At 63.2% G+C, this 25,479-nt stretch carries 25 protein-coding genes; 18 read left to right on the top strand and 7 right to left on the bottom strand.

From position 1 onward, the window contains the following. Positions 1-118: 118 nt before the first annotated feature. Positions 119-2,683 carry a methyl-accepting chemotaxis protein gene (locus tag NTA49_RS16450; protein ID WP_258295898.1) on the top strand — a complete coding sequence of 855 codons (2,565 nt, stop codon included), beginning with the start codon at positions 119-121 and terminating at the stop codon, positions 2,681-2,683. A gap of 131 nt (positions 2,684-2,814) precedes the next feature. Here the strand turns inward: NTA49_RS16450 and metG are convergent, their stop codons facing one another. Continuing rightward, positions 2,815-4,530: a methionine--tRNA ligase gene (gene metG, locus NTA49_RS16455; protein WP_258295899.1), complete on the bottom strand. Its 1,716-nt coding sequence runs from the start codon at positions 4,528-4,530 to the stop codon at positions 2,815-2,817. 61 nt (positions 4,531-4,591) lie between these two features. After that, complete coding sequence (locus NTA49_RS16460; RefSeq protein WP_258295900.1) at positions 4,592-5,815, bottom strand: MFS transporter; 1,224 nt, start codon at positions 5,813-5,815, stop codon at positions 4,592-4,594. Between the two features lie 242 nt (positions 5,816-6,057). Between NTA49_RS16460 and NTA49_RS16465 the strand changes: the two genes are divergently transcribed. Next, positions 6,058-7,101 carry an aldo/keto reductase gene (locus NTA49_RS16465; RefSeq protein ID WP_258295901.1) on the top strand — a complete coding sequence of 348 codons (1,044 nt, stop codon included), beginning with the start codon at positions 6,058-6,060 and terminating at the stop codon, positions 7,099-7,101. A gap of 70 nt (positions 7,102-7,171) precedes the next feature. Here NTA49_RS16465 and NTA49_RS16470 read toward each other — a convergent pair whose 3' ends face one another. Continuing rightward, positions 7,172-8,116 (bottom strand): GlxA family transcriptional regulator, encoded by a 945-nt coding sequence (locus NTA49_RS16470; RefSeq protein WP_258295902.1) that lies wholly within the window; start codon positions 8,114-8,116, stop codon positions 7,172-7,174. An 87-nt stretch (positions 8,117-8,203) separates the two neighbouring features. Between NTA49_RS16470 and NTA49_RS16475 the strand changes: the two genes are divergently transcribed. The 4 genes from NTA49_RS16475 to NTA49_RS16490 all read left to right on the top strand — a co-directional run bounded on the left by NTA49_RS16475 (position 8,204) and on the right by NTA49_RS16490 (position 11,918). Then, positions 8,204-9,118 (top strand): BKACE family enzyme, encoded by a 915-nt coding sequence (locus NTA49_RS16475; protein ID WP_261368382.1) that lies wholly within the window; start codon positions 8,204-8,206, stop codon positions 9,116-9,118. 4 nt (positions 9,119-9,122) lie between these two features. Next, complete coding sequence (locus tag NTA49_RS16480) at positions 9,123-9,635, top strand: lipocalin family protein (RefSeq protein ID WP_258295904.1); 513 nt, start codon at positions 9,123-9,125, stop codon at positions 9,633-9,635. A gap of 61 nt (positions 9,636-9,696) precedes the next feature. Next, complete coding sequence (locus tag NTA49_RS16485; protein WP_258295905.1) at positions 9,697-11,175, top strand: carnitine 3-dehydrogenase; 1,479 nt, start codon at positions 9,697-9,699, stop codon at positions 11,173-11,175. 44 nt (positions 11,176-11,219) lie between these two features. Next, entirely contained in the window at positions 11,220-11,918 is a 699-nt protein-coding gene (locus NTA49_RS16490) for an SDR family oxidoreductase (protein ID WP_408637152.1), read from the top strand. On the opposite strand, the gene NTA49_RS16495 is transcribed toward NTA49_RS16490, so the two are convergent. Then, positions 11,915-12,775 (bottom strand): helix-turn-helix domain-containing protein, encoded by an 861-nt coding sequence (locus NTA49_RS16495; RefSeq protein WP_258295907.1) that lies wholly within the window; start codon positions 12,773-12,775, stop codon positions 11,915-11,917. The two genes, NTA49_RS16490 and NTA49_RS16495, sit on opposite strands and share 4 nt — an antisense overlap. Positions 12,776-12,862: 87 nt before the next feature. Here NTA49_RS16495 and NTA49_RS16500 point away from each other — a divergent pair, with 87 nt between their 5' ends. Together NTA49_RS16500 and NTA49_RS16505 are read left to right on the top strand one after the other, a co-directional pair. Further along, on the top strand, positions 12,863-13,810 hold the full coding sequence (locus NTA49_RS16500; protein WP_258295908.1) for a fatty acid desaturase: 948 nt from the start codon (positions 12,863-12,865) through the stop codon (positions 13,808-13,810). Between the two features lie 20 nt (positions 13,811-13,830). Beyond that, a complete protein-coding gene (locus NTA49_RS16505; protein WP_258295909.1) occupies positions 13,831-14,733 on the top strand; it encodes a DMT family transporter in 903 nt (300 codons plus the stop codon). A 5-nt stretch (positions 14,734-14,738) separates the two neighbouring features. Here NTA49_RS16505 and NTA49_RS16510 read toward each other — a convergent pair whose 3' ends face one another. After that, on the bottom strand, positions 14,739-15,446 hold the full coding sequence (locus NTA49_RS16510; RefSeq protein ID WP_258295910.1) for an NUDIX hydrolase: 708 nt from the start codon (positions 15,444-15,446) through the stop codon (positions 14,739-14,741). A 39-nt stretch (positions 15,447-15,485) separates the two neighbouring features. Further along, positions 15,486-15,899, bottom strand: coding sequence for a DUF983 domain-containing protein (locus NTA49_RS16515; protein WP_261368385.1), 414 nt, complete (start codon positions 15,897-15,899; stop codon positions 15,486-15,488). A 271-nt stretch (positions 15,900-16,170) separates the two neighbouring features. Between NTA49_RS16515 and NTA49_RS16520 the strand changes: the two genes are divergently transcribed. The 4 genes from NTA49_RS16520 to NTA49_RS16535 are packed head-to-tail and all read left to right on the top strand — an operon-like array spanning position 16,171 to position 18,170. Then, the gene (locus NTA49_RS16520; RefSeq protein ID WP_258295912.1) at positions 16,171-16,662 is read left to right on the top strand and encodes an EF-hand domain-containing protein; all 492 of its coding nucleotides are present in this window, start codon (positions 16,171-16,173) and stop codon (positions 16,660-16,662) included. Between the two features lie 60 nt (positions 16,663-16,722). After that, entirely contained in the window at positions 16,723-17,313 is a 591-nt protein-coding gene (locus tag NTA49_RS16525) for an RNA polymerase sigma factor (RefSeq protein ID WP_261368383.1), read from the top strand. Beyond that, positions 17,303-17,680, top strand: coding sequence for a hypothetical protein (locus tag NTA49_RS16530; protein ID WP_258295914.1), 378 nt, complete (start codon positions 17,303-17,305; stop codon positions 17,678-17,680). Before NTA49_RS16525 ends, NTA49_RS16530 begins: the two co-directional genes overlap by 11 nt. Beyond that, entirely contained in the window at positions 17,673-18,170 is a 498-nt protein-coding gene (locus tag NTA49_RS16535) for a periplasmic heavy metal sensor (RefSeq protein WP_258295915.1), read from the top strand. Before NTA49_RS16530 ends, NTA49_RS16535 begins: the two co-directional genes overlap by 8 nt. 235 nt (positions 18,171-18,405) lie before the next feature. On the opposite strand, the gene NTA49_RS16540 is transcribed toward NTA49_RS16535, so the two are convergent. Then, entirely contained in the window at positions 18,406-19,818 is a 1,413-nt protein-coding gene (locus NTA49_RS16540; RefSeq protein ID WP_258295916.1) for a diguanylate cyclase, read from the bottom strand. 107 nt (positions 19,819-19,925) lie between these two features. Between NTA49_RS16540 and NTA49_RS16545 the strand changes: the two genes are divergently transcribed. From NTA49_RS16545 to NTA49_RS16570, 6 genes are all read left to right on the top strand, one after another. Continuing rightward, positions 19,926-20,207: a DUF3572 domain-containing protein gene (locus tag NTA49_RS16545; RefSeq protein WP_258295917.1), complete on the top strand. Its 282-nt coding sequence runs from the start codon at positions 19,926-19,928 to the stop codon at positions 20,205-20,207. Then, complete coding sequence (locus NTA49_RS16550) at positions 20,204-20,902, top strand: HAD family hydrolase (RefSeq protein WP_258295918.1); 699 nt, start codon at positions 20,204-20,206, stop codon at positions 20,900-20,902. The genes NTA49_RS16545 and NTA49_RS16550 overlap by 4 nt, the downstream gene beginning before the upstream one ends. Positions 20,903-20,998: 96 nt before the next feature. Further along, complete coding sequence (locus tag NTA49_RS16555) at positions 20,999-22,558, top strand: trimethylamine methyltransferase family protein (RefSeq protein WP_258295919.1); 1,560 nt, start codon at positions 20,999-21,001, stop codon at positions 22,556-22,558. Positions 22,559-22,653: 95 nt separating this feature from the next. Further along, positions 22,654-23,241: a heme NO-binding domain-containing protein gene (locus NTA49_RS16560; RefSeq protein ID WP_258295920.1), complete on the top strand. Its 588-nt coding sequence runs from the start codon at positions 22,654-22,656 to the stop codon at positions 23,239-23,241. Next, positions 23,238-24,299: a GGDEF domain-containing protein gene (locus NTA49_RS16565; RefSeq protein WP_258295921.1), complete on the top strand. Its 1,062-nt coding sequence runs from the start codon at positions 23,238-23,240 to the stop codon at positions 24,297-24,299. The genes NTA49_RS16560 and NTA49_RS16565 overlap by 4 nt, the downstream gene beginning before the upstream one ends. Before the next feature lie 917 nt (positions 24,300-25,216). Continuing rightward, on the top strand, positions 25,217-25,375 hold the full coding sequence (locus NTA49_RS16570) for a hypothetical protein (protein ID WP_258295922.1): 159 nt from the start codon (positions 25,217-25,219) through the stop codon (positions 25,373-25,375). Positions 25,376-25,479: the final 104 nt, after the last annotated feature.

Below are 25,479 nucleotides of genomic sequence, written 5' to 3' on the forward strand. Positions count from 1 at the left end.
GACTGTCATCTTAAATGATCTGCAACGGCCAATGTCGAGCCAGTGCGCTGAATTTGCGTGTGGACAGATGAAAGAGGTGATGTCGATGCAACGTACTTTGAAAATGCTCAGGACCGCGATGGCAAGTGTCTTGGCCAGAAACCTCTTGGGGGTGGCGCTTGTCGTCACGATGGTCTTTGCCTTTTCGGTTTGGCGCGACCAGATTTCAAATCAGATCGCAGAGGATGAAGCTCTGCGTGAACGCTCTGCCGAGGTTACACGACTGATGGCGCTGCAATTGGGCGGGTCGATAAAATTTGGAAACCGAAAGGCGATCGGCGAGATCGTCGACGATGTCATGACGGAGGCAGAACCCGCCGGGATCGGTGGCCTTGTCGTCGATCTGAAGGGCGACGTGCTCTACCAATCGCCCTCTGCAGAGTTTAACGCAGTCGATGCAGTTGCGCTGGCAAAAGCTGTGGTTGCTGAGGGCAGGGCCGCTGTTTCGACGTCCGGCAACCTGAGCGCGGTGCCCGCACAATTCGGCGCTGACAACGTTGTTGTCGGGGTCGTCGTGACTGAATGGTCGCACGCGCCCGCCTTGCAAGCCATGGCCAAAGCGCAACGTCAAAGTATCATAGAGACCGGTATGGTGATGACGCTGGCGCTGATGGCGACGGGCGTGTTTCTGTGGTTCTACATGTCTCGGCCCCTGATCGGCATTGCGCGGGCGATGTCGAAGGTGGCGTCGGAGGATTACGACACTGCAATACCGTTCACCCGGCGCGGCGACGAAATCGGCAGCATCGCGGTGCGGTTGGACCAGTTTCGCGGGGACCTTGCAAATGCCAGGGATTCGCAGCGCGAGGCAGCATTCAAAAGCGCCTCCTTCGAGGGGTCGTCGGCGGGCATGATGATGGTCGACGAGGACTTTGTGGTGACTTTCGTGAACCCTGCCTGTTCGGCACTTCTGTCCAATATGGCGGCGGAACTGCGCAGCAATTGGCCAAACGCTCCTGAGTCTGCTTTCGTCGGGGCCGATCTTTCGAACATGAAGGATCTGTCGCCTCTTGCCCATGCGGTCCGCAGCACGGGCGCGCAGGCTTTGCCAAGGGAAGTTTCTACGCAGATCGGGGATCGCTATGTCGTGATCAAGGTCAACGCGGCCCTCGACAACACTGGTTCCATGATCGGCGCGGTGATCGAGTGGACCGACCGCACGGAAGCGCACCGCGATTCGGTTTTGCTGGAGGCGATAGATGCCAACCAGATCCGACTGGAATTTGATGCGCGCGGTCACTGCTTTGGTGCAAATGAAAAGGCGGCAAAGGCACTGGGGTCTACGAAAAAGTCCGTGGCCGGATTGCGTTTTGACGCCCTGTTCGCCGCCGACCAATCCGATGCAAGCTTGCCGAACAATCTTGCCGATGCTGTGTTGAAGGGGCAGGCGGTACAGGGCTGCTTTAACGTCACTCAGCCTGCGGCGAACGGTGCCCTTCTGCATTTCGACGGTGCATTCGCCGGAGTGAAAGGCGCCGACGGCAATGTCGAACGTTGCGTCTTCCTGGGCACGGATGTCACGCAAAGCCGACACGCAGTGCGCGAAGCCGAAGACCTGCGCACACGTGTCGCCGAGGAACAGCGGCGCGTCGTCGAAGCCCTGGCCTTTGCCTTGCAGAAACTGTCGGAAGGAGACCTGACGTCCGAAATCGCCGAAACCTTCCCCGACAGCTATGAAGCGCTGCGCCAGAACTTCAACGGTGCCACGGCGGCGCTTCAGACCGCAATCGGCGCTGTCATGCACAACGCCGATTCGATCCGAAACGAGACCAGCGAGATCACCAGCGCTGCGGATGACCTGTCGCGCCGGACCGAAAAACAGGCGGCAACGCTGGAAGAGACAGCGGCGGCGCTGGACAAGCTGACAAGCTCTGTTCGCTCGGCTGCCGAAAGTGCAGATGCCGCCAGCAAGATGTCCGCCGATGCGCAGCGGAATGCCGAACAGGGCGGAAATGTCGCCCGAGAGGCCGTAAACGCGATGGACGAGATCAAGACATCGAGCCAGAAGATTTCGAAAATCACCAGCGTGATCGACGATATCGCCTTCCAGACCAACCTTCTGGCGCTGAACGCCGGTGTGGAGGCCGCGCGCGCAGGCGAAGCAGGACGCGGGTTTGCCGTGGTCGCAACCGAGGTTCGGGCCCTGGCGCAGAGGTCGTCGGAAGCGGCCCGAGAGATCAATGCGCTGATTTCCGCCTCGGGCGATCAGGTGCGTCAGGGGGTCGATCTGGTTGATCGCACCGGCACCGCGCTGGCCGCCATCGTGACGTCGGTTTCGGATATTTCGGAACGTGTGTCGGCCATTGCGGCGTCGGCGCGTGAACAGTCGAACGGGTTGATCGAGGTGAACGCCGCCGTCAATGATCTGGACCACGTGACCCAGCAAAACGCCGCCATGTTCGAGGAAACCACTGCCGCGAGCCACGCCCTGACCGCCGAAGCGGACAGTCTGGCCGCTGCCGTCTCGGCGTTCCGGTTGGGACACGTCGCGCGACAGCCCGCACCCGAGGTGAAACCAACACCTTCGGGCAACGCTGTTGCTTTCGTGGCGCCAACCGTCCTCAATGCGGCACCGATGTCTGGCAACACGGCCCTGAAGATGGAAATGACCGAACCCGAAAAAGAAGGGTGGGAAGAGTTCTGAGCCGCGCCGTCTTAAGCCTCAGGCCTCCCGCCTGATCGCACTCTGGGTCACTCAAACACCGCAAACCGGAATGAAACGACAAACGCCGCCCTCTTGGGGCGGCGTTTCAGGTCTTCGCCAAAGGCCGCCAATCAGGCGCTTCTGCCGCCGGCAAACCGCGTTTCCCAGCCTTCGCGGTCTTCGTCGGTGATCTTGGCGAACAGCACCTCGGGCACCGAAAACACGTGGCCCGGCTGCAATTCCGACAGCGCCTTGGCCACGTCCGTCGGCCATTCGGCCGCGCTGTCCAGATGCATCGCCGCCCGCATCGACGCGGCGGCATCGGGAATGAAGGGTGCAGACAGCGTGGCGTAAAAGGCGATCAGGTTCAGCGCCAGCCGAATTTGCGCCGCGGCGGCGTCCGGGTCGGTCTTGAACGTGGTCCAGGGGGCGACGGTTTGCAAATATTCGTTCCCGGCCACCCAGATTGCGCGCAACTCGGCGGCTGATTTGCGCACTTCGCGTGCGTCCATCAGCGCCTCGTAGCGTTTCAGCCGCGCTTGAAGATCGGCGATCAACGCTTCTTCGACGGGGCCATAGCTGCCCGCGGCAGGCACGTCTTCGGAAAACTTCGAGCGGCAGAATTTGGTTACGCGGCTGACAAAGTTGCCCAGCACATCGGCAAGGTCCTTGTTCACGCCCTGCTGAAACTGCTCCCAGGTGAATTCGCTGTCGGAGGTTTCGGGGCAATTCGCCAGAAGCCACCAGCGCCAGTAATCTGCGGACAGGATTTCCAGCGCTTGATCCATGAAGATGCCGCGCCCCTGACTGGTCGAGAACTGGCCGCCATCATAGTTCAGATAGTTGAACGATTTCAGATGGTCGACCATCTTCCACGGCTCTTCCGACCCCAGCACGGTGGCGGGAAACGACAGGGTGTGGAACGGCACGTTGTCCTTGCCCATGAATTGCGTATAGGTCACGTCGTCCGCGCCCTTGTCGGTGCGCCACCAGCGTTCCCAGTCGGTGCCGTTTGCCTCGGCCCATTCGCCCGCGCAGGCGATGTATTCGATGGGGGCGTCGAACCAGACATAGAACACCTTGCCCTCCATCCCGGGCCAGTCCGCCTCACCGCGTTTTACCGCAATACCCCAGTCGAGGTCTCGGGTGATGCCACGGTCTTGCAATCCGTCGCCATCGTGAAGCCATTTCTTGGCGATGGAGGTGGTCAGCACCGGCCAGCCCGTCTTGCTGTCGATCCACTGGTCCAATGTGTCGCGCAGCTTGCTCTGGCGCAGGAACAGGTGCTTGGTTTCGCGCACTTCCAGATCGGTCGAGCCCGAGATGGCCGAGCGCGGGTCAATCAGGTCGGTGGGGTCCAACTGCTTGGTGCAGTTTTCGCACTGGTCTCCGCGCGCCTTGTCATAGCCGCAGTTGGGGCAGGTCCCTTCGATGTAGCGGTCGGGCAGATAGCGTTTGTCGGTAATCGAATAGACCTGCTTTTCCGAGACTTCCTCGATCAGCCCGGCATCGTACAGACGGCCCGCGAAATGCTGGGTCAGCTTGTGGTTTTGCGGGCTGGAGGAGCGTCCGAAGTGATCGAAGGACAGACGGAACCCTTCGGCGATGCGGGCCTGAACCTCGTGCAGTTCGGCGCAATAGTCGGCCACCGGTTTGCCCGCCTTGGCGGCGGCAAGTTCGGCCGGCGTGCCGTGTTCGTCGGTGGCACACAGAAACAGCACCTCGTTGCCGCGTCCGCGTTGGTAGCGGGCAAAGAGGTCTGCGGGCAATTGCGAGCCGACAAGATTGCCGAGGTGTTTGATGCCGTTGATATATGGCAGGGCGGAGGTGATCAGGTGACGGGTCATTTTTGCGCCTATGGTCTGCGTTTCGTGTTGCTTTAGCAGCGCAGGGGGGGCGGGGAAAGGGTCAGTCGCGATCGCGGCTGCGTCCGATCAGGCGTCCGATCAAAAAGCTGGTGCGCGGGGCGTAGATGTAGCGGGTGCGCTTTTTCCTGGTTGGACGCGCGCGCATGCGGGTCAGACCGAACAGGATCAGCACCCCGTGACCCACCGCGATCATCCCGAACAGCGCGCCGGGTCCATAGGTGGTGATCAGCGCCGAGGCCACATAAGGTGCCGCGATAGCCCCCAGCGCGAAAAAGAACATCAGCGCCGCCGACAGCTCGACCCGCTCGTCGGCGCTGGCGAAATCATGGGCGTGGGCCGAGGCGACCGAATAGATCGGAAAGGTGGTCATGCCGAACAGGCCCGCCGTCAGCATGATGCCCGTTGTCCCAAGCCCCGAAGCCCAGACGGTGACGGCGCAGCTGCCCATTGCCGCCGCCGACAGCCAGATCAGCACCCAGCGCCGGTCGTATTTGTCGGCAAGCCAACCTGCCGGATATTGCGCAAGCGCGCCGCCCAGCACGAAAGCCGAAAGAAACCACGCGATCTGCCCGGTGGTAAGCCCGACGTCCTGTCCATAAACGGGACCGACCATGCGAAAGCTGGCCGAGGAAAGGGCCGCAACCACCACGCCCGCCGCCGCCAGCGGCGAGCGATCGACCGCAAGCCTGGGGCGCAGACGCGGGGCGCTGGGGGTTTCAGGCTGCTGCGCCGTGGTCAGCGTCAGTGGCAAGAGCGCGGCACAGCACAGGATCGCAAGCATGTTGTAACTGATGTAGTGCGCAGGGGTCAGCACGCTGATGATCATCTGTGCGAAAAGCGAGCCGGTCATGTCCACCACGCGGTAGACGGCCATGGTGCGCCCGCGCGTCTCATTGGTGACCTTGGCCTGCAACCATGCTTCGATCACCGTGTAGCAGCCTGCGACGCACAGGCCCGACGCCACGCGCATCAACGCCCAGGCATAGGGATCGACCACCATCATATGTGCCAACAGCCCGATCGCGCCCGATGCCGTGAACGCCGCGAATGCGCGCGAATGGCCGACCGATCCCATCAGGCGCGGGGCCCACCAGCAGCCGATGAAAAAGCCAAAGAAATGTGCCGACCCCAGCATGCCGATTTCCTGCCGTGTGAAATCAAGGGCAAGACCCGACAGCGCATCCAGCGGCCCGACACCGCCCGAGCTGAGTTGCAAGAGCAGGACCGAAAGCAGAAGAGCGGCAAGGGAAATCAGCAAACGCATATCCGTGGCACCATGGGCCGCGTCCGGGGCGGGGCCAAGAGGGGATGCGACAGAATTGCGTCGTTTTTGCTTGCCTGGCTGTTTCGCCTTGCGCGGCGATGCGGCTGCCGGCGGGCAAGTAGATAAAAAGCCGGATAATTCTTATGCAGATTCTGGGGGCATAGGCGGCGGCTCGGCGGGAAGTTCCCTTGTTATTTCGTGGGTTATTGTTAGGCTTGGGGTTGAAACGAAGGGGATGCCATATGCAGATGAAACCGTTGGGCCGAACGGGAATCAAGGTGTCGCAGCTTTGCCTCGGGTCGATGACCTGGGGCTCGCAGAACACAGCTGAAGAAGGCTTTGAACAGATCGAGCGGGCGCTTGACGCGGGCATCAACTTTATCGACACCGCCGAGATGTATCCGACCACACCCATGCACGCCAAGACGGTGGGCCGGACAGAGCGGATCATCGGGCTGTGGCACGAAGATCGTGGTCGGCGTCAGGATTATATTCTGGCCACCAAACATTCCGGCGAGGGGATGAAACACCGCCGCGAAGGCGCACCGATCTCGGCCGCGACGATCCCAGAGGCCATCGACGATTCGCTGCGGCGGCTGCAGACCGATTACATCGACCTCTATCAGTTTCACTGGCCCAATCGTGGCAGCTATATGTTTCGCAAGAACTGGACCTATGACCCCTCGCGGCAGGACCGGGCCGCGACCTTGCAGAACATGGAAGATTGTCTTGGCGCATTGCAGCGCGAAGTGGATCGCGGACGCATCCGTGCGTTCGGTCTGAGCAACGAAAGCGCCTGGGGCACGACCCAATGGGCCGAGGCCGCGACCCGTACGGGCGGGCCACGCGTGGCGACGGTGCAGAACGAATATTCGCTGATGTGCCGACTGTACGACACCGACATGGCCGAGATGAGCGCGAACGAGGACGTGGGCCTGCTGGCCTTTTCGCCCCTGGCAGCGGGGCTGCTGACCGGCAAGTATCAGGACGGCAAGGTGCCTGAAGGGTCGCGTATGGACATCAACGGCGATCTGGGTGGGCGCAAGACGACCCGCGCCTTTGCTGCGGTCGATGCCTATCTCGATATCGCGCAGCGGCATGGACTGGACCCGGTGCAGATGGCCCTGGCCTGGTGCTGCACGCGGCCTTTCATGACGTCGGTGATCTTTGGTGCAACGACGATGGATCAGCTGGAATGCGCACTGGGTGCTGCGGACCTGACCCTGTCGGCTGAGGTCATGGCCGATATCGACACGGCGCACCGCGCGCATCCGATGCCCTATTGAGGGATGTGATATTGGGGGCAGCCTTTGGGGCTGGCCGGTGTGCAGTGGATATTTAAGGCCAAAAGAAACTCTAGGCAGACTTGCGATGCATGCGCGCGCTGGTCCCGTGGGCAAGGGCATAGGCGCGGGCAAAGCCGGACTGACTGGAAAAGCCGGTGCTGAGCGCGATGTCATGCAGCGGCCGGTGAGTCTGTGTGACCAGCCGTTCAGCCTCGGCCATGCGCAGCGACATGTAGTGGGCTTGCGGCGTCAGCCCGACGGTCGATTTGAACTGCAATTGCAGCGTGCGCGGGCTAAGCCCGAGACGTTTCGCGATGGTGGCGATGGGCAGCGGAGCGTCCAGCGTGGTTTCCATCAGCGCATGGGCGCGCGCGGTGACGTGGCTGTGACGCGACCGCTGTGGCTGGCGGATCTGCGGCTGTGACGGGGCGGCGGTTGTGTCGGTGATAAAGCTGCCCGCGACCTTTCGCGCCAGAGCGGCACCGCAGGTTTCGGCGATCAGCGCCAGCATCATGTCGAGCGTTGGGGCGGCGCCGCCTGCGGTGCGGAACTTGCCGCTGACCTGATAGCGGGCGTTGACGGTCTGGGTTTCGGGAAACCGTACGGCGAAAGCCTCGAAATCTTCCCAGTGCACGGTCGCCTTATGACCGTCCAGCAGACCGGTGCGCGCCAGCACCCAAGGGCCGCCATCGACCCCCGCCACATGATCCGCACGCGCCGCCAGCCTGCGCAGACTTGCCAGCAGCGCCGGGGTGCTTTGACGGTCGGGATCGAACCCCGAGACGGTGATGATCCAGTCGCATTGCCCGATGCGCGCCAGCGGGTTTGCCGGGATCACCAGCCCCGAGGTCAGCGTGACCGGTGCGTCCGTTGGCGTGGCCAGATGCCACCGGAACAGCTGCCGCCCCGCATGGCGGTTCGCCGCGCGCAACGGATCGACTGCAGCGGCAAAGCTGAGCGTGTTCGTGGTGTCGAGCACCAGCACCACAACGTCGGTTATATTTTCGGACTTCATCAAATTGTTTTCGCATCTCGTAAAGTATGGGCACAGAATGCCGCCATGATACCGCGCAAAGCAAGTTGAATTTCGGAGAGACACGCGATGCCATTGGCCATGAACAAAGACGTCTTTATCACCTGTGCGGTCACCGGCTCCGGTGCCACGCAGGACCGCAGCCACCACGTGCCGCGCAGCCCCAAGCAGATCGCGGACAGCGCGATTGCCGCAGCCAAGGCCGGCGCTGCCGTCGTGCACTGCCACGTGCGCGATCCCGAAACCGGCAAGCCCAGCCGCGATCTGGCGATGTTCCGCGAGGTCACCGACCGCATCCGCGACAGCGATACCGATGTCGTGCTGAATCTCACGGCAGGCATGGGCGGCGACATCACCTTTGGCGGCGTGGAGAACCCGATGCAGTTGAGCGACGCAGGCACCGACATGGCGGGCGCGACCGAGCGCGTGGCGCATGTGGCGGAATGCCTGCCCGAGATCTGCACCTTGGATTGTGGCACGATGAACTTTGCCGAAGCGGATTACGTGATGACCAATACACCCGGCATGCTGGTGGCGATGGGCCGGATGATGACCGAACTGGGCGTGAAACCCGAGATCGAAGCCTTTGATACCGGCCATCTGTGGTACGCCAAGCAGTTGGTGAAAGACGGCATTCTGGACAGCCCCGCGCTGGTGCAGCTGTGCATGGGTGTGCCCTGGGGCGCGCCCGACGATCTGAACACTTTCATGGCAATGGTGAACAATGTGCCCGACGGCTGGACCTTTTCGGCCTTTGGGCTGGGGCGCAACCAGATGGCCTATGTCGCGGCATCGGTGCTGGCGGGCGGCCACGTGCGCGTCGGGCTCGAGGACAATCTGTGGCTGGACAAGGGTGTTTTGGCCGAGAATTGGCAACTGGTCGAGCGTGCGGGCAGCATCATCGAGAACATGGGCGCACGGGTGATCGGCCCTGCCGAGGTGCGTGAGAAACTGGGTCTGGTCAAACGTGCGCCCAAGGGCTGAGCGGATGCGCTGGCTGGCGGGCCTTACCCTGGCGGTGCTGGCAGGCTGCGCGCAGGCCCCTTTACAAATCGGTTACCGCGACAGCGGCGTCATCATCGCCTCGACCACGCGGTTCGACGCGGCGCGCTTTGCAGGCGACTGGGTCGTGCGCGCATCCTACCCAGAGGATGCGGATTTGCGCGGTGTGACAGCGCGCAAGGACGACGCGGCATTTACGCTGGCGTCGCGGCAATGCGATGCGGTTGGGGTGTGTGGCACGGTGGCCGAACAGTGGCCTGCCCGCGCGACAGGGCAGGGGCGCTATCTGCTGCGGGCGCCAGACGGCGCAGCAGAGCGCAACCTTTGGGTGCTTTGGGTCGACGAGGAGTTTCGCACCGCGGCCGTCGGCACACCGGACGGCGCGTGGGCCTGGATACTGGACCGCAACCCGACGGGCGGCGCGGACCGCATCACGGCGGCACGTGAAGTGCTGGATTTCAATGGATATGACCTGACGCGGCTGGCAACACGGCCTTGAGGCGCGCGGGAAAATCAGACATCGGCGGGGCGCGAGGCCCGCAAGCAACAAGAGGTGAAGAATGGGCAATAAAGTGGCAGCCGTCATCGGCGGTGGCGTGATCGGGGGCGGCTGGGCCGCGCGGTTCTTGCTGAACGGATGGGATGTGCAGATCTTCGACCCTGATCCGCAGGCTGAACGCAAGGTCGGTGAAGTTTTGGCCAACGCGCGGCGGTCAACGCCGGGGCTGGTCGATGTGGTGCTGCCCGCCGAGGGCAAGTTGACCTTTCACGATACCATCGAGGGGGCCGTGGACGGTGCCGTCTGGATACAGGAAAGCGTGCCGGAACAACTGGCGATCAAACACAAGACCTTTGCCCAGATCCAAGGCGTCTGTGCGCCAGATGCGGTTATCGGGTCGTCGACGTCCGGATTCAAGCCGTCGCAACTGCAAGAGGGCGCCGCGCGCCCCGGTCAGATCATCGTCGCGCATCCGTTCAACCCGGTCTACCTGCTGCCGCTGATCGAGGTGGTGCCGACCGCCGAGAATACGCCCGCCTTTCTGGACGGGGCCGAAGCAATCCTGACCAGCATGGGCTTTTACCCCTTGCGGGTGCGCAAGGAAATCGACGCCCATATCGCGGATCGTTTCCTTGAAGCCGTGTGGCGCGAGGCGCTCTGGCTGGTCAAGGACGGCATCGCCACCACGGAAGAGATCGACAACGCGATCCGCTATGGGTTCGGCATCCGCTGGGCGCAGATGGGCCTGTTCGAAACCTACCGCGTCGCGGGCGGCGAGGCAGGCATGAAGCATTTCATGGCGCAGTTCGGTCCCTGCCTGTCGTGGCCCTGGACCAAGCTGATGGATGTGCCCGAGTTTACCGACGAGCTGGTCGATTTGATCGCGGGCCAGTCGGACGCACAGTCGGGTGCCTATTCCATCCGCGAGCTTGAACGCATTCGCGACAACAACCTGGTGTCGATGATGCGCGCGCTCAAGGCGCAGGATTGGGGCGCGGGCGCGCTGATGAATGCCCAAGAGGCGACCTTGCGCGCGGCGTCGCCCACCGGCACGCGGATCGACCAGATGGCGGATGTATCCACGCCGCTCTTGACCGTGCACCGTGCCGTGCCGCTGGACTGGACCGATTACAACGGCCACATGACCGAGGCGAAATATCTGCAGGTCTTCGGCGATGCCACCGACCGGTTCATGAACATGATCGGCTGCGACGCGGAATATATCGGCGCGGGCGGCAGCTATTTTACCGCTGAAACACACATCCGCCACGTGGACGAAGCGCTGGCCGGGGCCGTGATTGCAGTGCGCACGCAGGTTCTTTCAGGTGCTGGCAAGAAGATGCACCTGTTTCACGAGTTGTTCGAGGGCGAGCGGCTCTTGGCCACGGGAGAGCATTTCCTGCTGCACGTCAACCTTGAGACGCGCCGCCCGTCCGAACCTTCGGCACCTGTTCTTGCAGCGCTCGAGCGGGTGGCCGACGCCCATGCCGCGTTGCCGTCACCCAAGGGGGTAGGGCGCGCCGTCGGTCAGCGCCCTTGAGGCGGGTACTGATCACCGCAGGCGCGCGCGGCATTGGCCGCGCGATGGCCGATGCCTTCGACAAGGCAGGGTTCGACGTCTGGGTGACGGACGTGGACCCCGCGGCGCTGGCGGAGATCCCTGCCGTATGGACCGGCATCGCCGCCCACGCCGCCGACGAAGACGACATGCGGCGCGTCTTTGCACAAATGGGCAGGCTGGACGTGCTTTGCGCCAACGCAGGTATCGCCGGACCCACGGCAGCGATCGAGGACGTGACGATGGAAGATTGGCGCGCCTGTCTGGGCGTCAATCTGGACGGCGCGTTTCTGGCCGCGAAATACGCGGCGCCGCTGATGAAAAAGGCGGGGCAGGGATCAATCATCGTGACCTCGTCAACCGCCGGGCAACACGGCTATCCCTTCCGCGCGCCCTATGCGGCGGCGAAATGGGGCGTGATCGGGCTGATGAAAACCCTGGCGATGGAACTGGGGCCCTTCGGTGTGCGCTGCAACGCGATCTGCCCCGGCAGCGTCGAGGGGCCGCGCATGGAAGGTGTGCTGAACCGCGAGGCCGAAGCCAAGGGGATGACCCGCGATCAGGTCTATGACGGCTACGCAAGCGGCACCTCGATGCGGTCCTTCGTCGAAGCGGAAGACATTGCCAACATGGCGGTGTTCCTCGGCACCGATGTATCGCGCAAGGTCTCGGGGCAGGTGATCGCGGTGGATGGCCATACCGAGAACCCCGACCCGAAGGTCTAGACGATCAGTGGACGCAATGCGTTCAGATGCCCCGGCATGTCACGCGCCGTGACCGAGGCCTGGCGGATCAGCGTGTCGAAATCCCCTGTCAGCGTCTCGATCCGGGGTCGATCGCGGAACGCCATGTAGTGCCCGCCGGTATAAAGCACGGCGAGCAGCGGCCCGAATATGGTGATCGGCGTCGCATAGAGCCTGCGCGCATCGAAGAGCGTGACGCGGAGACGCGGATACAATTGCTCGGTCAGTTCGATCAGCTGGTTCAACTGGGCCGCGCGCACCGGGACGGGCAGCCCTTCGTAATAGCCTGTGCCCGCCGCAAAGCTTTGCAATTCATAAAGCGGCATGGCGATTTCATAGTCAGACTGTGCCGAACGCATCCACGCAAGGCGGTCGCGCGAGGCATTGATGGCCTGTGTGATGGTGCGTCCCAGATGCGGGCTGTATTCCCATTCCAGCATCGCTTGGGTCTTCAACATGTCGGGCAGGGCGGCGGGCACGTGCCGAATCTTGTAGCCCGCAGCCTCGCGGTGCCAGCCAAAGATCGTCTCGTCCACCAGCGCACGCGGTGCATGGGTGAGGCTGAGCGCTGCCGACAGAAGATCGGCGGCAGATTCCGGACGGTCGGACAGACCCAGCAACCAATCCGCCGACACGCCAAGCGCAGTGGCGCAGGCCCCCACCACATGCGCACCGGGCAGGCGCGCGCCGTCGTCCTTCAACGCTTGGGACAGCGTCGATCGGTCCGTGCCAACAGCACGGGCCAGGCCGCTTTGCGTGGCACCAGTCTCTTTCATCGCCTGCGCCAGCCGATCGCGAAACAGCGCCGCGCGTGCGCGTTTGTCGTTATTTATGCTCATGCTGTGATGTTTATCACGAAACGTGGATTTTGTTAACAAGGTTCAGAATGGCTGGTGACGCAGCGTCGCGTTAGCGTCAGCCGCAATATGAATACCGAATATCGAATACCCCCGATCAACACCGGCCACAGCATCGCCCGCCCCCGCAAAAGCGCAGGCTGGGAATGGCCCACCATCCTTCTTTTTATCGTCTGCTACGCCGTTCTTGCCCTGGGTCTGTTCTGGCTTTCACTGGTTTCGGTGACACTTGCCGCGGCTGCAATCACGCTGGCGCTGGTACTGCATTCGTCGCTCAGCCACGAGATTTTGCACGGCCATCCTTTCCCGTCGCAGCGGGTCAACACTGCGCTGGGCGTGGTGCAGCCGGGGCTGTTCATCCCGTTCATCCGGTTTCGCGACACCCACCTTGCACACCACCGCGACGCGCGGCTGACCGATCCCTATGACGATCCCGAAAGCAACTATCTGGACCCCGACGTCTGGAGCCGTCTGCCGCGCTGGCAGCAACATGTGCTGAGCGTGAACAACACCCTTCTGGGCCGCATGACCGTGGGGCCGCTGGTCGCGCAATGGGCGTTCATGCGCGGTGATCTTGCCCTTATCCGGGGCGGCGACCGGGCGGTGACGGCGGGATGGCTGTGGCATCTGCCGGGGCTGATGGCGGTGTTGGCGTTGGTGGCATGGTCGCCAATGCCGCTTTGGGCCTATGTCGCGGCGGCCTATGCGGCGCTGGCGATCCTGAAGATCCGCACGTTTCTGGAACACCAGGCCCATGCGCGCAGCCGGGGGCGCACGGTGATCATCGAAGACCGCGGGCCGCTGGCGTTTCTGTTTCTGAACAACAACCTGCACGTGGTGCATCACATGCATCCGCGCCTGCCGTGGTATCGTCTGCCCGCGCTTTATGCGGCGCATAGGACGCGGTTTCTGGCCTGCAACGACGGCTATATGTTCCGATCCTACGCCCAGATCTTTGCACGGTTCTTCCTGACGGCCAAGGACCCTGTTGCACATCCGCTCTGGCGCAGGGACTGAATTCGCGGCACTGGTTGGCGATGAGCCTCTGGATACCCATCACCCTGGCCGCTGCGTTTTTCCAGACGCTGCGCTTTGTCCTGCAAAAGAAGCTGGCAACGACCGCGTTGTCGGCGGCGGGGGCGACATTCGCGCGGTTCCTCTATTCCGCACCGCTGGTTGCCGTGCTGGCGATGGTTTATTTCCGCACGACTGGTCAGGCCCTGCCGCCCCTGAACGCGGCCTTCTGGCTTTATGGTGCGTTTGGCGGGCTGGCGCAGGTTCTGGCGACGGTCTGCGTGGTGATGCTGTTCAAGGCGCGCAATTTCGCCGTCGGCATCACCTTCAAGAAGACCGAAGTGATCCAGACCGTTCTGGTCGGCTGGGTGCTGCTGGGCGAAGGCGTCACCCTGCCGGGGTTCGGTGCGATTGCGCTGGGGCTGATCGGGGTGCTGCTGCTGTCCGCGCCGCCCGATCTGGTGCGCTGGGGTCTGCGCGATCTGGCGAACCGGGCGGCGGGGCTGGGACTGTTGTCGGGGATCCTCTTTGCCATATCGGGCGTCTGCTACCGGGGGGCGTCACTGCAACTGCCGCTGGAGGACCCGCTGGCGCGCGCCGGGCTGACGCTGGCCTGCGTGACCGCGATGCAGCTGGTGGGCATGACTATATGGTTGCGGCTGCGCGAAGCGGGCGAGATCACTGCCGTCTGGCGCGCGCGCCGCGTCGCAGTGTGGATCGGGCTTACGTCACTAGTGGGGTCGCTTTGCTGGTTCACCGCATTCACATTGCAGAACGTGGCCTATGTCAACGCGCTGGGACAGGTCGAGCTGATCTTCAGCCTGATGGCCACGGTCCTGTTCTTTCGCGAAAAGGTCAGCGCGCGCGAATGGGCGGGCATGGCGGTGCTGGCGGCGTCGATCCTGACGCTGGTGCTGGTGATCTGACCGCCCTAATCCGTGGGCAGATGACCGCGCAGGCGCAGGAACAGGTTCTCTTCCTCGTTGTTCTTGAAGAAGGGCACGCTCTCGGGCGGCTCGACCGACCGGGCGCGCTTTTGGACTTCGCTTAGCACCACTTCGGTGATGAACGGCATATCAAAGCTGCGCACGTCGTCCAGACCCACCCATTGCAGATGCGACAGCTCGTCCGAGGCGGCAGAGAAATCGTCGGGGTCGGTCACCAGCGTGTCGGCATCGACGAGGAAGAATCGCGCGTCGAACCGGCGCGGACGGCCCGGCGGGGTGATCGCGCGAAACACGAATTGCAGCGCCGAGGCGTGGGGTACGTGCCCGGTCGCGGCAAAATCGGTCCAGTCCCGCGGCACGGGCACGTCCCATCCGCCGGGCTGGCCAAGAACCTGGCCGGTTTCCTCGAACAGCTCGCGCACGGCGGCCACGGACAGGGCGTGGGCCATATCGGGCGCGCTGTCTTCGGCAATCCGCGCGGCACAGCCATCGGGCAGCGAGCCTGCCAGCGGCACGTGATAGTCGCCCGCGTCCACGGCACCGCCGGGAAAGACGAACTTGTTGGGCATGAATACGGCCTTCGCCCCGCGCTGCCCCATCAGGATGCGCGGGCTGCTCCAGCGGTCACGCAACACGATCACGGTGGCCGCATGGCGGATCTGGCTTTTGTCAATCTTGGTTTCGGCGGTCATCCCTTGGCCCTCTTGCGACGGGCCACGCAAGTGACAGGTTCAGGCCCTTGCGGCGTCCTCGGTCATCTTGCGGGCCCATTTGAAGCCGACAATGGCCCCCTTAAGTCTGGGCAGAAGGTAGAGGGACAAGGCGACGCAGCCAACCGCAAAGATCGTAAAAAGCACCAAAGGTTCGGGACGCCACGTCACAAAGGCGAAATGCAGCGAAGGCGCCATCAGGTGACCGACGATCAGGATGGTCAGATAGGCCGGGCCGTCCTCTGCCTTGAACTGAGCGAGGTCCTGACGGCAGACCGTGCAGGTCGGTGCGACCTTGAGGTACCCCTTCAACAGGCGACCGCGCCCGCAGTTGGGGCAACGGTTGCGCCAGCCGCGCAGCATCGCGGGAAACGACTTTTGCTCGGTCGGCTCCGTGATTTCGTGCACGTCTGGCATGTCCGGCACGTCTGTCATGTCGAGGTTTGTCATCTGATAATCATCACGCATGGGCGGAATCCTGTCTGTTGATGGATTGATGCGCCATCCGCAGATGAAATGAAATGGCACCTTTTGTCATTGCGTCGGGATGTCGCGCATGTCGGCGCCTCGTTGCGCACGCTCGACAGGGGGGCAAGACGGCGCGCCGAGACCTTTTTGCGACGGAATGTGCGCGCCCTTGCGTTTTAGGATGCACGAGGGGGCGACGAGGAACGCCGCACCCCAATAAGAAACGGAGCAACACCCAATGAAATATACACAGTTCATCGCCGCAATCATCGGCGCCGCCGTGACGATCACAGGAACCACGGTTCTGGCCGAACGCGCCGGGGCAGGCGACCACATGCGTCCCAGCTTTTCGGACATGGATACCAACGCCGACGGCCAGATTACGCCCGAAGAGATCGCCGCACGCGGCGAAGCCCGCCTTGCCAAGGTCGACACCGACGGCGACGGCTTCCTGAGCGAGGCGGAAATGGTCGCCGCCGCCACCGAGCGCGCCAGCCAGCGCCATGCCCGCATGGTCGAGCGAATGGACGCGAACGCGGACGGCAAGCTGAGCCTCGATGAGATGAAGCCCAAGCGTGACCGCGGCGCAAGGATGTTCGAGCGCGCGGATACGGACAACAGCGGCGGCATCTCGGAAGAGGAATTTGCCGAAGCGACCAAGAAGATGGAGCGCCACATGCGCAAGGGCCACAGCCGTGATCACGCCGGTGACGCGCCCGCAGCCGACTGATCGACGCGTGGGCGGCCCGCTGCTTGTGCGGCGGGCCGCAACATATTACCGCTGAGCGGAATGGACATGCCCCTGGATCAGGACACAGAAACCGACGATGCCACCCTTCTGGCGCGCTATGCGCGGGGGGATGCGTCGGCGACGCGGACACTGACTTTGCGGCTGACACCGCGGGTGTTCGGCCATGCCTACCGGGTTCTCGGTGACAGCGCCGAGGCCGAGGACGTGGCCCAGGACGCGATGCTGCGCCTGTGGAAGATCGCGCCCGACTGGGAAGCCGACCGCGCGCAGGTGTCGACCTGGCTCTACCGGGTCACGGCCAACCTGTGCACCGACCGCCTGCGCAAACGGCGTGGCGGTCCCGCGCTGGACGAGATCGCCGAGCCTGCGGACCCTGCACCCGGCGTCGAGACGCAGATGCAAAGCCGTGCGCGCATGGACGCGCTGACGGCGGCGCTGCAAAGCCTGCCCGAGCGGCAGCGTCAGGCGGTGGTCCTGCGCCACATCGAAGGCTTGGCGAACCCCGAGATTGCCGACATCCTGGACGTGGGTGTCGAAGCGGTGGAAAGCCTGACCGCGCGGGGAAAACGGGCACTCAAGGCGGCATTGGCGCCGCAGAAACAAGCGTTGGGGATTTCCGATGACGGCTGATAGGCACGAGATGACCGACGCAGCACTGGACGATCTGTTTCAGGACGCGCGCGCACCGCAAATGCCCGAGGGGCTGATGTTACGCGTGCTTGACGCGGGGTTTGCCGCGCAACCGGCACCCGGCGCGACGCGTGCACCGCTGTCGCGCTGGCGGCGGCTGGCGGCGGCGATGGGCGGCTGGCAGGGCATGGGCGGTCTGGTTGCCGCCACCTGTGCGGGCTTCTGGATCGGGGTCAGCCCGCCACAGTACCTGCCGGATGCGGCGCTGTCGCTGCTGGGGGCGGGCGCCGGGTTTGAAACCACGGATATGACAGAAGTGGCGGCCTATGGTTGGGTCGTGGACGAAGGAAGTGACATTGATGGATAAGACGCCGCAAAAACCGCGCGCGCCGCGCTGGATGCGCATTGCCTTTGGCGTTTCACTGGCATTGAACCTGGCGGTCGTGGGCATTTTGGTGGGCACATTCGCCCGCTTCGGAGGCCCGCCGTCGCGCGGGCACGGTATGGTCAGCTATGCGATGCCCTATGTGCGCGCCCTCCCACGCGACATGCAGCGCGAGATGTTTCGCACGGTACGCAGCCAGTTGCCGGAAGACACCGGCAGCAGGCAAGCCCGCCGGGTTCTCTATGCCGAGATGATCGAGGCGCTGAAGGCAGATCCCTTCGATCCGGGTCGTGTGCAGTCCATTCTCGACCGGCAGAACGACGCAGCGGTTGCCGTGCAGACCGCCGCCCACGGCGTTTGGCTCGAGCGGATCGGCGCCATGTCGCTGGAAGACCGGATTGTCTATGCCGATGCCGTCAGCGAAGTCATGCGGCACGGCAAGGCCAAGAGGGAAAAGCCTGCGAAGGAGTGAGATCGGGCTGTCTATGGGGCGATTGGCCGGCCGGGGGCGAGAGGCCCCTTACGGCGCAGAGCATCTAAGCGGTGCTGGTAAGCGATGCTGGCATCAGCGCGGTCTGTCGATCACGCTCAATGCTTTAAATGTCCAAAGGTGATACACGGGGCAAGCCTCCGACGGTGGACCCTTCGGCGGCACCCTCCAAAACTTCGCGTTGACCACAAGGCCACCATGCCCGTCGCGCACCCTATCACGCCGCCGGACGGCTGAGCTTCACGCAGTTTCGCCCACGCACCTTGGCTTCGTACAGTGCCTTGTCCGCGCGCGCCATCAGCTGTTGCGATACCGTTTGCGGATCTTGCGTGGCCAGCGCCGCATCGTCGGGCAGCCCGCCGATGGCGAGACCTATGCTGATCGTCACGTTGATCGGCATCCGCCCGTCGGCGGTCTCGAACGGGGTATCGCCGATCTGGCGGCACAACCGGCGCGCGGCACTGCGCGCGTCGCCCAAGGATACACCTGGAAGGACAATCAGAAATTCCTCGCCACCGACGCGGGCCAGCAGATCGACCGACCGCAGATTGTCGCGCAGACGCCGCGCGGTCTCGATCAGGACCGCGTCGCCAGTGGCATGGCCGTAGATGTCGTTGACTCGTTTGAAATGGTCCAGATCCGCCAGCATCAGGGCAAAGGGACGGCGCGCAACGCCCGACCGTTCGGCCAGCCGCGCCAGATGCGGCATCGCATAGCGGCGGTTGTGCAGGCCGGTCAGCGGATCGCTTACCGCAGCCTCAAGCCCTGTGCGCACGGTCGCGCGCAGCTGGTCCGCCACCAGTTTGCGCTGCATCAGTTCGCGCACCCGGATGGCCAGTTCCCTGGGATCGGGGTTGGCTTGGGTCAGCGCGTTCACCCCCAGATCCAGCGCCCGCGCGGCCAGCATCGGCGCGTCGTCGGGATAAGTCAGCAGCACGGCGCTGTGCCGGGTCGCCACGTGGGTTCGGATCGACGACACCAGCGCCAGCATCTGCTCGGATTCGTTGGCATCGGCGATCAGGATGAAGATATCGGTTTCAGGGTCGCCACTGTCCCTGACCCCGGTCAGCGCGTGTTTCGGGACGGTCGCGACCAGCCGCGCGACCATATGCTTGCGCAGCGCCGCGGTCGCCTTTGTACTTTGCACCTGGCTTGGGCACACGACCGTGATGTTCGGCAATTTGACGAAGGTGGCGCGATCTTCGGCCAGACCAAGGGCGCGCGTGGTATCTTCGCGGATTTGCCATTCGGTTTCCGCCGTCTGGGCGCGCAGCATGCTGCGGACCCGCGCCAAGAGCAGCGTGTCGTGGTAAATGTCGGTGATGACGTCATTGACCCCGGCCTCGAGCAGGTCCAGCCGTCTGGCGGTGCTTATGTCCGGGGCGACAGCCAGCACCGGCATCGGCCCCGGCTGCGTGTCGCTTCTGAGCAGGCGCACCAGATCATCGGCAGAGCCGTCCGGCAGATCGGCGGCGCAAATCACCATGTCGGGCGGCGTGATGACCGCAAGGCGCAGAGCCTCTGTCAGGGTGCTGGCCTGCAAGACCTCGTAATGCGCAGCTGCAAGTTTCACCTTCAGCACGATCCGGTTGGTCGCGATGGCGTCCACAATCAGGATCTTGGCGTGCATCTTGACCCCTCATTAATGAAATTCGTGCAAAAGCTGCAGTGGTCATTCCTTTCTGTGCCCAAATGGTTAAGAAAGTATGCATGTGGCCTCAACCCGGGTGAGCGACGATGACCAAGCAAAATTCGGCTGAAACAGTTGGCCTGCAGGGGCTGGCCTGGCTGGCGGGCAACGAAGAACTGCTGCCGGTGTTCCAGGGGGCCAGTGGGGCCGGGGCCGACGACCTGCGCGCGGGGGCAACCGATCCTGCATTTCTGGGGTCGGTCCTGGATTTCATCATGATGGACGACGTCTGGGTGGTGGCATTCTGCGATGCCTCTGGCCTCTCCTATGACGCGCCGATGCGCGCGCGCGCAGCCCTTCCCGGTGGCGAGCAGGTCAACTGGACATGAGCCCGATCAAAGGGATGATCTTTGACAAGGACGGCACGCTTTTCGATTTCGCAGCCACCTGGGAGGCCTGGGCCGAGGCATTCCTGCTGCGCGTCTGCAAGGGCGACCGCGCACGTGCGTCTGAAGTGGGCAGCAGTATCGGTTTCGATCTGGAAACTGGCAGCTTTGACCGCGACAGCATTGTGATTGCGGGCACGCCGGGAGAAGTCGTCGCAGCTCTGGCCCCGCAGTTCCCCGAAATCCGTCAAGACGCGCTGCTGGAGATCCTGAACGAAGAGGCCGAATTGGCCCCGCAGGCACAGGCGGTGCCACTGGCCCCACTGCTGACGGCGCTGCGTGACCGCGGGCTGCGACTGGGGGTTGCCACCAACGACGCGCACGCCCCGGCGCTGGCCCATCTGAACGGGGCCGGGGTGGCGGATTTCTTCGACTTTATCGCGGGCTTCGACAGCGGCCATGGCGGGAAACCCGCGCCGGGACAACTGCTGGCGTTCTGCGATGCAACGGGGCTGGACCCGCACACGGTAGTGATGGTCGGCGACAGCACCCACGATCTGCGCGCGGGCCGTGCTGCGAACATGCGCACGGTGGCCGTTCTGACGGGGCTGGCCGATGCCGCCGCGCTGACACCCTTTGCCGATGCGGTCTTGCCCGATATCGGCCATCTGCCCGCCTGGATGGACACCCAGGTCTAGGCCCAAGGTTCCAAAACGACGCACCCTGTCGCAAATGGAAAGGTAGCCTGCGCTGCTTCGTTGCTTGCTTGTGTCACGAGCCCGAAAGGACGACACATGACAGATGCACCCACACGCAGAACGCGCAGCGGCGGCCGCGCAGGCGCTGCCAGCAGGCGCGGCGTGGCCGTGATCGAACAGATGCCGTGGAACCCGCCGCTGCTCGTGGACCGCCCCGTCGAGCCGCTGACCGACGAAGGCGTTCATGCGATCCACGACGGCGCGATGCGCATCCTCGAAGAGATCGGGATCGAATTCCTGAACCACGAGGCACTTGAGATCATGCGCGGCGCGGGCTGCACCATCGACGGTGAAAATGTCCGTATGGGCCGTGACATGGTGATGGAATACCTGGCCCTTGCGCCTGACACCTTCACCCTGACTCCGCGCAACCCGGCCCGCGCGATCACCATCGGCGGCAATCACATCAACTTTGGCAATGTGTCCAGCCCACCCAACTACTGGGACATGGAGTTGGGCCGCAAGGTGCCCGGCACCCGAGAGATGTGCCAGAACCTGTTGAAACTCAGCCAATATTTCAACTGCATCCACTTCGTCGGCGGCTATCCGGTCGAACCTGTGGACGTGCATGCCTCGGTCCGGCACCTCGATGTGCTCTATGACAAGCTAACGATCACCGACAAGGTCGCCCATGCCTACAGCCTTGGCCCCGAGCGGGTCGAGGACGTGATGGAAATGGTGCGCATTTCCGGCGGCTGGACCCACGAGGAGTTCGAAGCCAGCCCAAAGATGTACACCAACATCAACTCGACCTCGCCCCTGAAACACGACATTCCGATGCTGGACGGCTGGATGCGGCTGGCACGGCGCAATCAGGGGCTGGTGGTCACGCCCTTCACGCTGGCGGGGGCGATGGCGCCTGTCACCATGTCGGGTGCCGTTGCGCAATCCTTGGCCGAGGCACTTTGTGCGGTGGTGCTGGCCCAGATCATCCGGCCCGGCGCCGCCTGCGCCATCGGCACCTTTACCTCGAACGTCGACATGAAATCTGGCGCGCCCGCGTTTGGCACGCCAGAATACATGCGCGCGACCCAGATGACCGGGCAGCTGGCGCGATTCTACAAGCTGCCGATGCGTTCCAGCGGTGTCTGTGCCGCGAACGTGCCGGACGGGCAGGCGATGTGGGAAACCTCGAACAGCCTCTGGGCCGCGGTGCAGTCGGGCTCGCACATGGTCTATCACGCTGCCGGATGGCTGGAGGGGGGGCTGATCGCCTCGCCCGAAAAGTTCATCATGGACTGCGAGGTGCTGCAACAGATCCAGCGGTATCTGGACCCTGCGCTCTGGGCGACGGGCCCGGACGAGATCGCGCTGGACGCGATCAAGGCGGTGGGCAAGGAGGGGCATTTCTTTGGCATCCAGCACACGCAGGACCGGTACACGACGGCGTTCTATCAGCCGTTTTTGAGCGATTGGAAAAACTACGAAGGCTGGGAGGCCGCAGGTGCCATCTGGACGCCCGAGCGGGCGCACCACCTTTACAAAGACATCATAGCCCAGTTCGAAGAGCCCCCGATGGATGACGCGATCCGCGCCGAGCTGGCGGATTTCGTGGCCCGGCGCAAATCCGAAGGCGGTGCGCCGACGGATTTCTGACGCGGCTGGGGCCGATCCGGCCGTCATCGCCCGCGTTTGCGCCATCTTAACACTTCACACTGCATAACGCTCTTGGGAATGGGAAAGAGACCGTTATGCATGGGTTAATCTACCGCGCGCTTCAGTGCTTTGTGACCGACAGCTATGGCCCCGACAGATGGATCGAGGTGGCGATGGTGGCTGATCTGGGCCTTGTCGAGTTCGAGGCGATGCTGATGTACGACGACGCGATTGCGCCACGGCTGATCGCGGCCGTGGGCGCGGTGCTTGGCCGGTCCGAGCCTGACCTGATGGAGGATGTGGGCACCTATCTCGTCAGCCATCCCAACACCGAAGGGCTGCGGCGTCTGATGCGGTTCGGCGGCGTGACATTCGTGGAACTGCTGCATTCGCTCGACGATCTGCCCGACCGCGCCCGCCTGGCCGTCAGTGATCTGAACTTGCCGCACATTGAATTGCGCGAATATTCCTCCAGCCACTTCAGCGTGATCTGCGGCACGTCCATCCCGCGCTTTGGCCATGTGATGATGGGCCTTTTGCGCACCATGGCCGACGACTACGGGGCCTTGGCACTTTTGGAATTTCAGGGCGGCGCGAAGGGGACGGAAACCGTGTCGATCACGCTGGTCGAGACGGAATTTGCCAAGGGGCGCAGCTTTGCGCTTGGGGCACGGGCATCATGACCGACACGCAAAACATGCCCGCCGTCCTGGACATGCTGTGTCCGATGTATGTGATGATAAATCGCACGGGCCACATCACCCACGTGGGTCCGACGCTGCGCAAGTTGCGGCCCGAAATGGCCTGGGGTGGCGCGCGGTTTCTTGAAGTTTTCGCGCTGAAACGTCCACGCGCGGTGACGAGTGTGACCGATTTGCGCGACCATGCGGGCATCAAGCTGCACCTGCAATTGCGCGACGCCCCGGCGACCGAGCTGAAGGGCGTCGCGGTCAAATGCGGTGCCGAGGATGCGTTGATCGTGAACCTGTCCTTTGGCATCTCCGTGGTCGATGGCGTGCAGACCTATGATCTGACCCATGCCGATTTCGCGCCCACTGATCTCGCCACCGAAATGCTCTACCTGGTCGAGGCAAAATCAACCGCGATGGAGGCCTGGCGCAAGCTGAACCTGCGTCTGCAGGGGGCCAAGATCGCTGCCGAGGAACAGGCCTTTACCGACACGCTGACGGGCCTCAAGAATCGCCGCGCCGTAGATCATGTGATGGCCCGCGCCCTTCAACGCGACAGCCAGTTCGCCCTGATGCAGCTGGATCTGGATTTCTTCAAACGGGTCAACGACACGCTGGGCCATGCGGCGGGCGACCACGTGCTGCAGACGGTCGCGCGGATCATGGTCGACGAGACCCGCAGCGAAGACACGGTGGCGCGATTGGGGGGCGACGAGTTCGTGATCGTCCTGCCCGGCGTGCGCGACGCGGCTGCCCTGCGCCGCATCGGCTCACGCATGATCAAGCGGCTTGAGATGCCGATCCCCTTCGAAGGGCGCGAATGCTGCATCTCGGCCAGCATCGGCACGGTTTTCTTCGAACCCGGTTCGGGTGCGAACATGCGGACCCTGCTGGATGACGTTGACGTGGCACTCTACGCCTCCAAACGCACAGGGCGCGGACGGCAAACGTTCTACAACGAAGACCTGCGTCAGACCACGGATGCCCCCGCGCATGCGCACACAGGTGACACAAACCGAAAGGCAGTGATCATGCGCCCGGTGCCGGAGTGACCGCTGACTTGTAGAACGTGATAGGGGAAACAAGTGGCAGCCCGTAGGAGGCTCCCAAAAGCGGCCTGAAAAGCAATAAAATATGGAGCAATGTGGACCACACCAGGCGCAATTCGACCCTATTGAAATCAATGGGTTAAGATGGAGGTGGACCACGCCTTTCTTGATCCAATGTCGGGAAAGACGCGCCGCCTCAAGGCTTTGGACCAGTAGGTCGAAGTCGCGCCGAGACCAGTGGAAACGAGAAGCCTCGGCGGAGAGAGCTTTCCGTGCAGACCAATAGTTGCTCCGACCGGCTATGGACACGAACGTAGCGTCCGGCAGCGCAGCGGCTTCGTCGTGTCGATGGTCCGAACTCTGGAATGGAGATGTCAGGTGAAGTCCGCAAAAAATCTGAGACAAAAGGAAAGGGGGTGTCCGCAAACTGTGTTGGTCAGCTATGCGGACTTTTCTGTCTTTGGCCGCAGGGGCATCCTTCGCGGCCTCGCTTGCGCGGCATCTGGATGAGAGGGCGGACTCCGGCCATTCGCTGCGTGCGCAAAGGCGCTCCGGCGGCAAGCAGGAAGCGGACGTTCAGCCGGTAAACCAGTCCGGCACCCACCTGATCGACACGACGAACGGGGAGCGGACTCACGGCGCTGCGGCATTGCAGTCGCAGCCAAACCGCGAGAGCAGCCATTGATATTGATGGCCGCCGGCAACGGGTTCGAGGCCCCTTACGGGTGGTTCGTCGACTTCTCCCAAGTGCCTGCGCCACAATTGCAGCGACCGCTCGGACGTAGTCGTTCTTGCACCCCACGGCACGTCACACTGCCGCCGCTCGCGCGCCGTGCGCCAGTCAGCTTCTGACTTTACACAGCCCCGCATTGCGTGGTCTGATCAGCAAGAAAAACCAATTGATCAGAGGAATGTAGCGATTGAGTGAGGCACTTCAAAAGCCTTTCGAGCATGGCGCGCAGTGGGTAAGGGCAGATTTTCACCTGCACACGCGGGCGGATAAAGAGTTTCGCTATGACGGCGATGCCGACCGTTTCGTCGCCAGCTATGTAGAGGTGTTGATTTCCACCCAGAAGTGACCCGGGTTTTCCATCGAGAACTGACCCACCTTTAGATTATGTTTCGGCGGTCAGGCTTTGGTCAAGGCATGATTATCCTCCTTGGTTTTCCGCGTAGCTGCGGC

The sequence above is a fragment of the Pseudosulfitobacter koreensis genome, assembly GCF_024733015.1.
In the GTDB taxonomy this organism is placed as follows: Bacteria; Pseudomonadota; Alphaproteobacteria; order Rhodobacterales; family Rhodobacteraceae; genus Pseudosulfitobacter; species Pseudosulfitobacter koreensis.

Coding starts and splice junctions, on each gene's coding strand:
- NTA49_RS16450 (WP_258295898.1), top strand. CDS start 119: ATGGCAAGTGTCTTGGCCAGAAACCTCTTGGGGGTGGCGCTTGTCGTC.
- metG (WP_258295899.1), bottom strand. CDS start 4,530: ATGACCCGTCACCTGATCACCTCCGCCCTGCCATATATCAACGGCATC.
- NTA49_RS16460 (WP_258295900.1), bottom strand. CDS start 5,815: ATGCGTTTGCTGATTTCCCTTGCCGCTCTTCTGCTTTCGGTCCTGCTC.
- NTA49_RS16465 (WP_258295901.1), top strand. CDS start 6,058: ATGCAGATGAAACCGTTGGGCCGAACGGGAATCAAGGTGTCGCAGCTT.
- NTA49_RS16470 (WP_258295902.1), bottom strand. CDS start 8,116: ATGAAGTCCGAAAATATAACCGACGTTGTGGTGCTGGTGCTCGACACC.
- NTA49_RS16475 (WP_261368382.1), top strand. CDS start 8,204: ATGCCATTGGCCATGAACAAAGACGTCTTTATCACCTGTGCGGTCACC.
- NTA49_RS16480 (WP_258295904.1), top strand. CDS start 9,123: ATGCGCTGGCTGGCGGGCCTTACCCTGGCGGTGCTGGCAGGCTGCGCG.
- NTA49_RS16485 (WP_258295905.1), top strand. CDS start 9,697: ATGGGCAATAAAGTGGCAGCCGTCATCGGCGGTGGCGTGATCGGGGGC.
- NTA49_RS16490 (WP_408637152.1), top strand. CDS start 11,220: ATGGCCGATGCCTTCGACAAGGCAGGGTTCGACGTCTGGGTGACGGAC.
- NTA49_RS16495 (WP_258295907.1), bottom strand. CDS start 12,775: ATGAGCATAAATAACGACAAACGCGCACGCGCGGCGCTGTTTCGCGAT.
- NTA49_RS16500 (WP_258295908.1), top strand. CDS start 12,863: ATGAATACCGAATATCGAATACCCCCGATCAACACCGGCCACAGCATC.
- NTA49_RS16505 (WP_258295909.1), top strand. CDS start 13,831: ATGAGCCTCTGGATACCCATCACCCTGGCCGCTGCGTTTTTCCAGACG.
- NTA49_RS16510 (WP_258295910.1), bottom strand. CDS start 15,446: ATGACCGCCGAAACCAAGATTGACAAAAGCCAGATCCGCCATGCGGCC.
- NTA49_RS16515 (WP_261368385.1), bottom strand. CDS start 15,899: ATGACAGACGTGCCGGACATGCCAGACGTGCACGAAATCACGGAGCCG.
- NTA49_RS16520 (WP_258295912.1), top strand. CDS start 16,171: ATGAAATATACACAGTTCATCGCCGCAATCATCGGCGCCGCCGTGACG.
- NTA49_RS16525 (WP_261368383.1), top strand. CDS start 16,723: ATGGACATGCCCCTGGATCAGGACACAGAAACCGACGATGCCACCCTT.
- NTA49_RS16530 (WP_258295914.1), top strand. CDS start 17,303: ATGACGGCTGATAGGCACGAGATGACCGACGCAGCACTGGACGATCTG.
- NTA49_RS16535 (WP_258295915.1), top strand. CDS start 17,673: ATGGATAAGACGCCGCAAAAACCGCGCGCGCCGCGCTGGATGCGCATT.
- NTA49_RS16540 (WP_258295916.1), bottom strand. CDS start 19,818: ATGCACGCCAAGATCCTGATTGTGGACGCCATCGCGACCAACCGGATC.
- NTA49_RS16545 (WP_258295917.1), top strand. CDS start 19,926: ATGACCAAGCAAAATTCGGCTGAAACAGTTGGCCTGCAGGGGCTGGCC.
- NTA49_RS16550 (WP_258295918.1), top strand. CDS start 20,204: ATGAGCCCGATCAAAGGGATGATCTTTGACAAGGACGGCACGCTTTTC.
- NTA49_RS16555 (WP_258295919.1), top strand. CDS start 20,999: ATGACAGATGCACCCACACGCAGAACGCGCAGCGGCGGCCGCGCAGGC.
- NTA49_RS16560 (WP_258295920.1), top strand. CDS start 22,654: ATGCATGGGTTAATCTACCGCGCGCTTCAGTGCTTTGTGACCGACAGC.
- NTA49_RS16565 (WP_258295921.1), top strand. CDS start 23,238: ATGACCGACACGCAAAACATGCCCGCCGTCCTGGACATGCTGTGTCCG.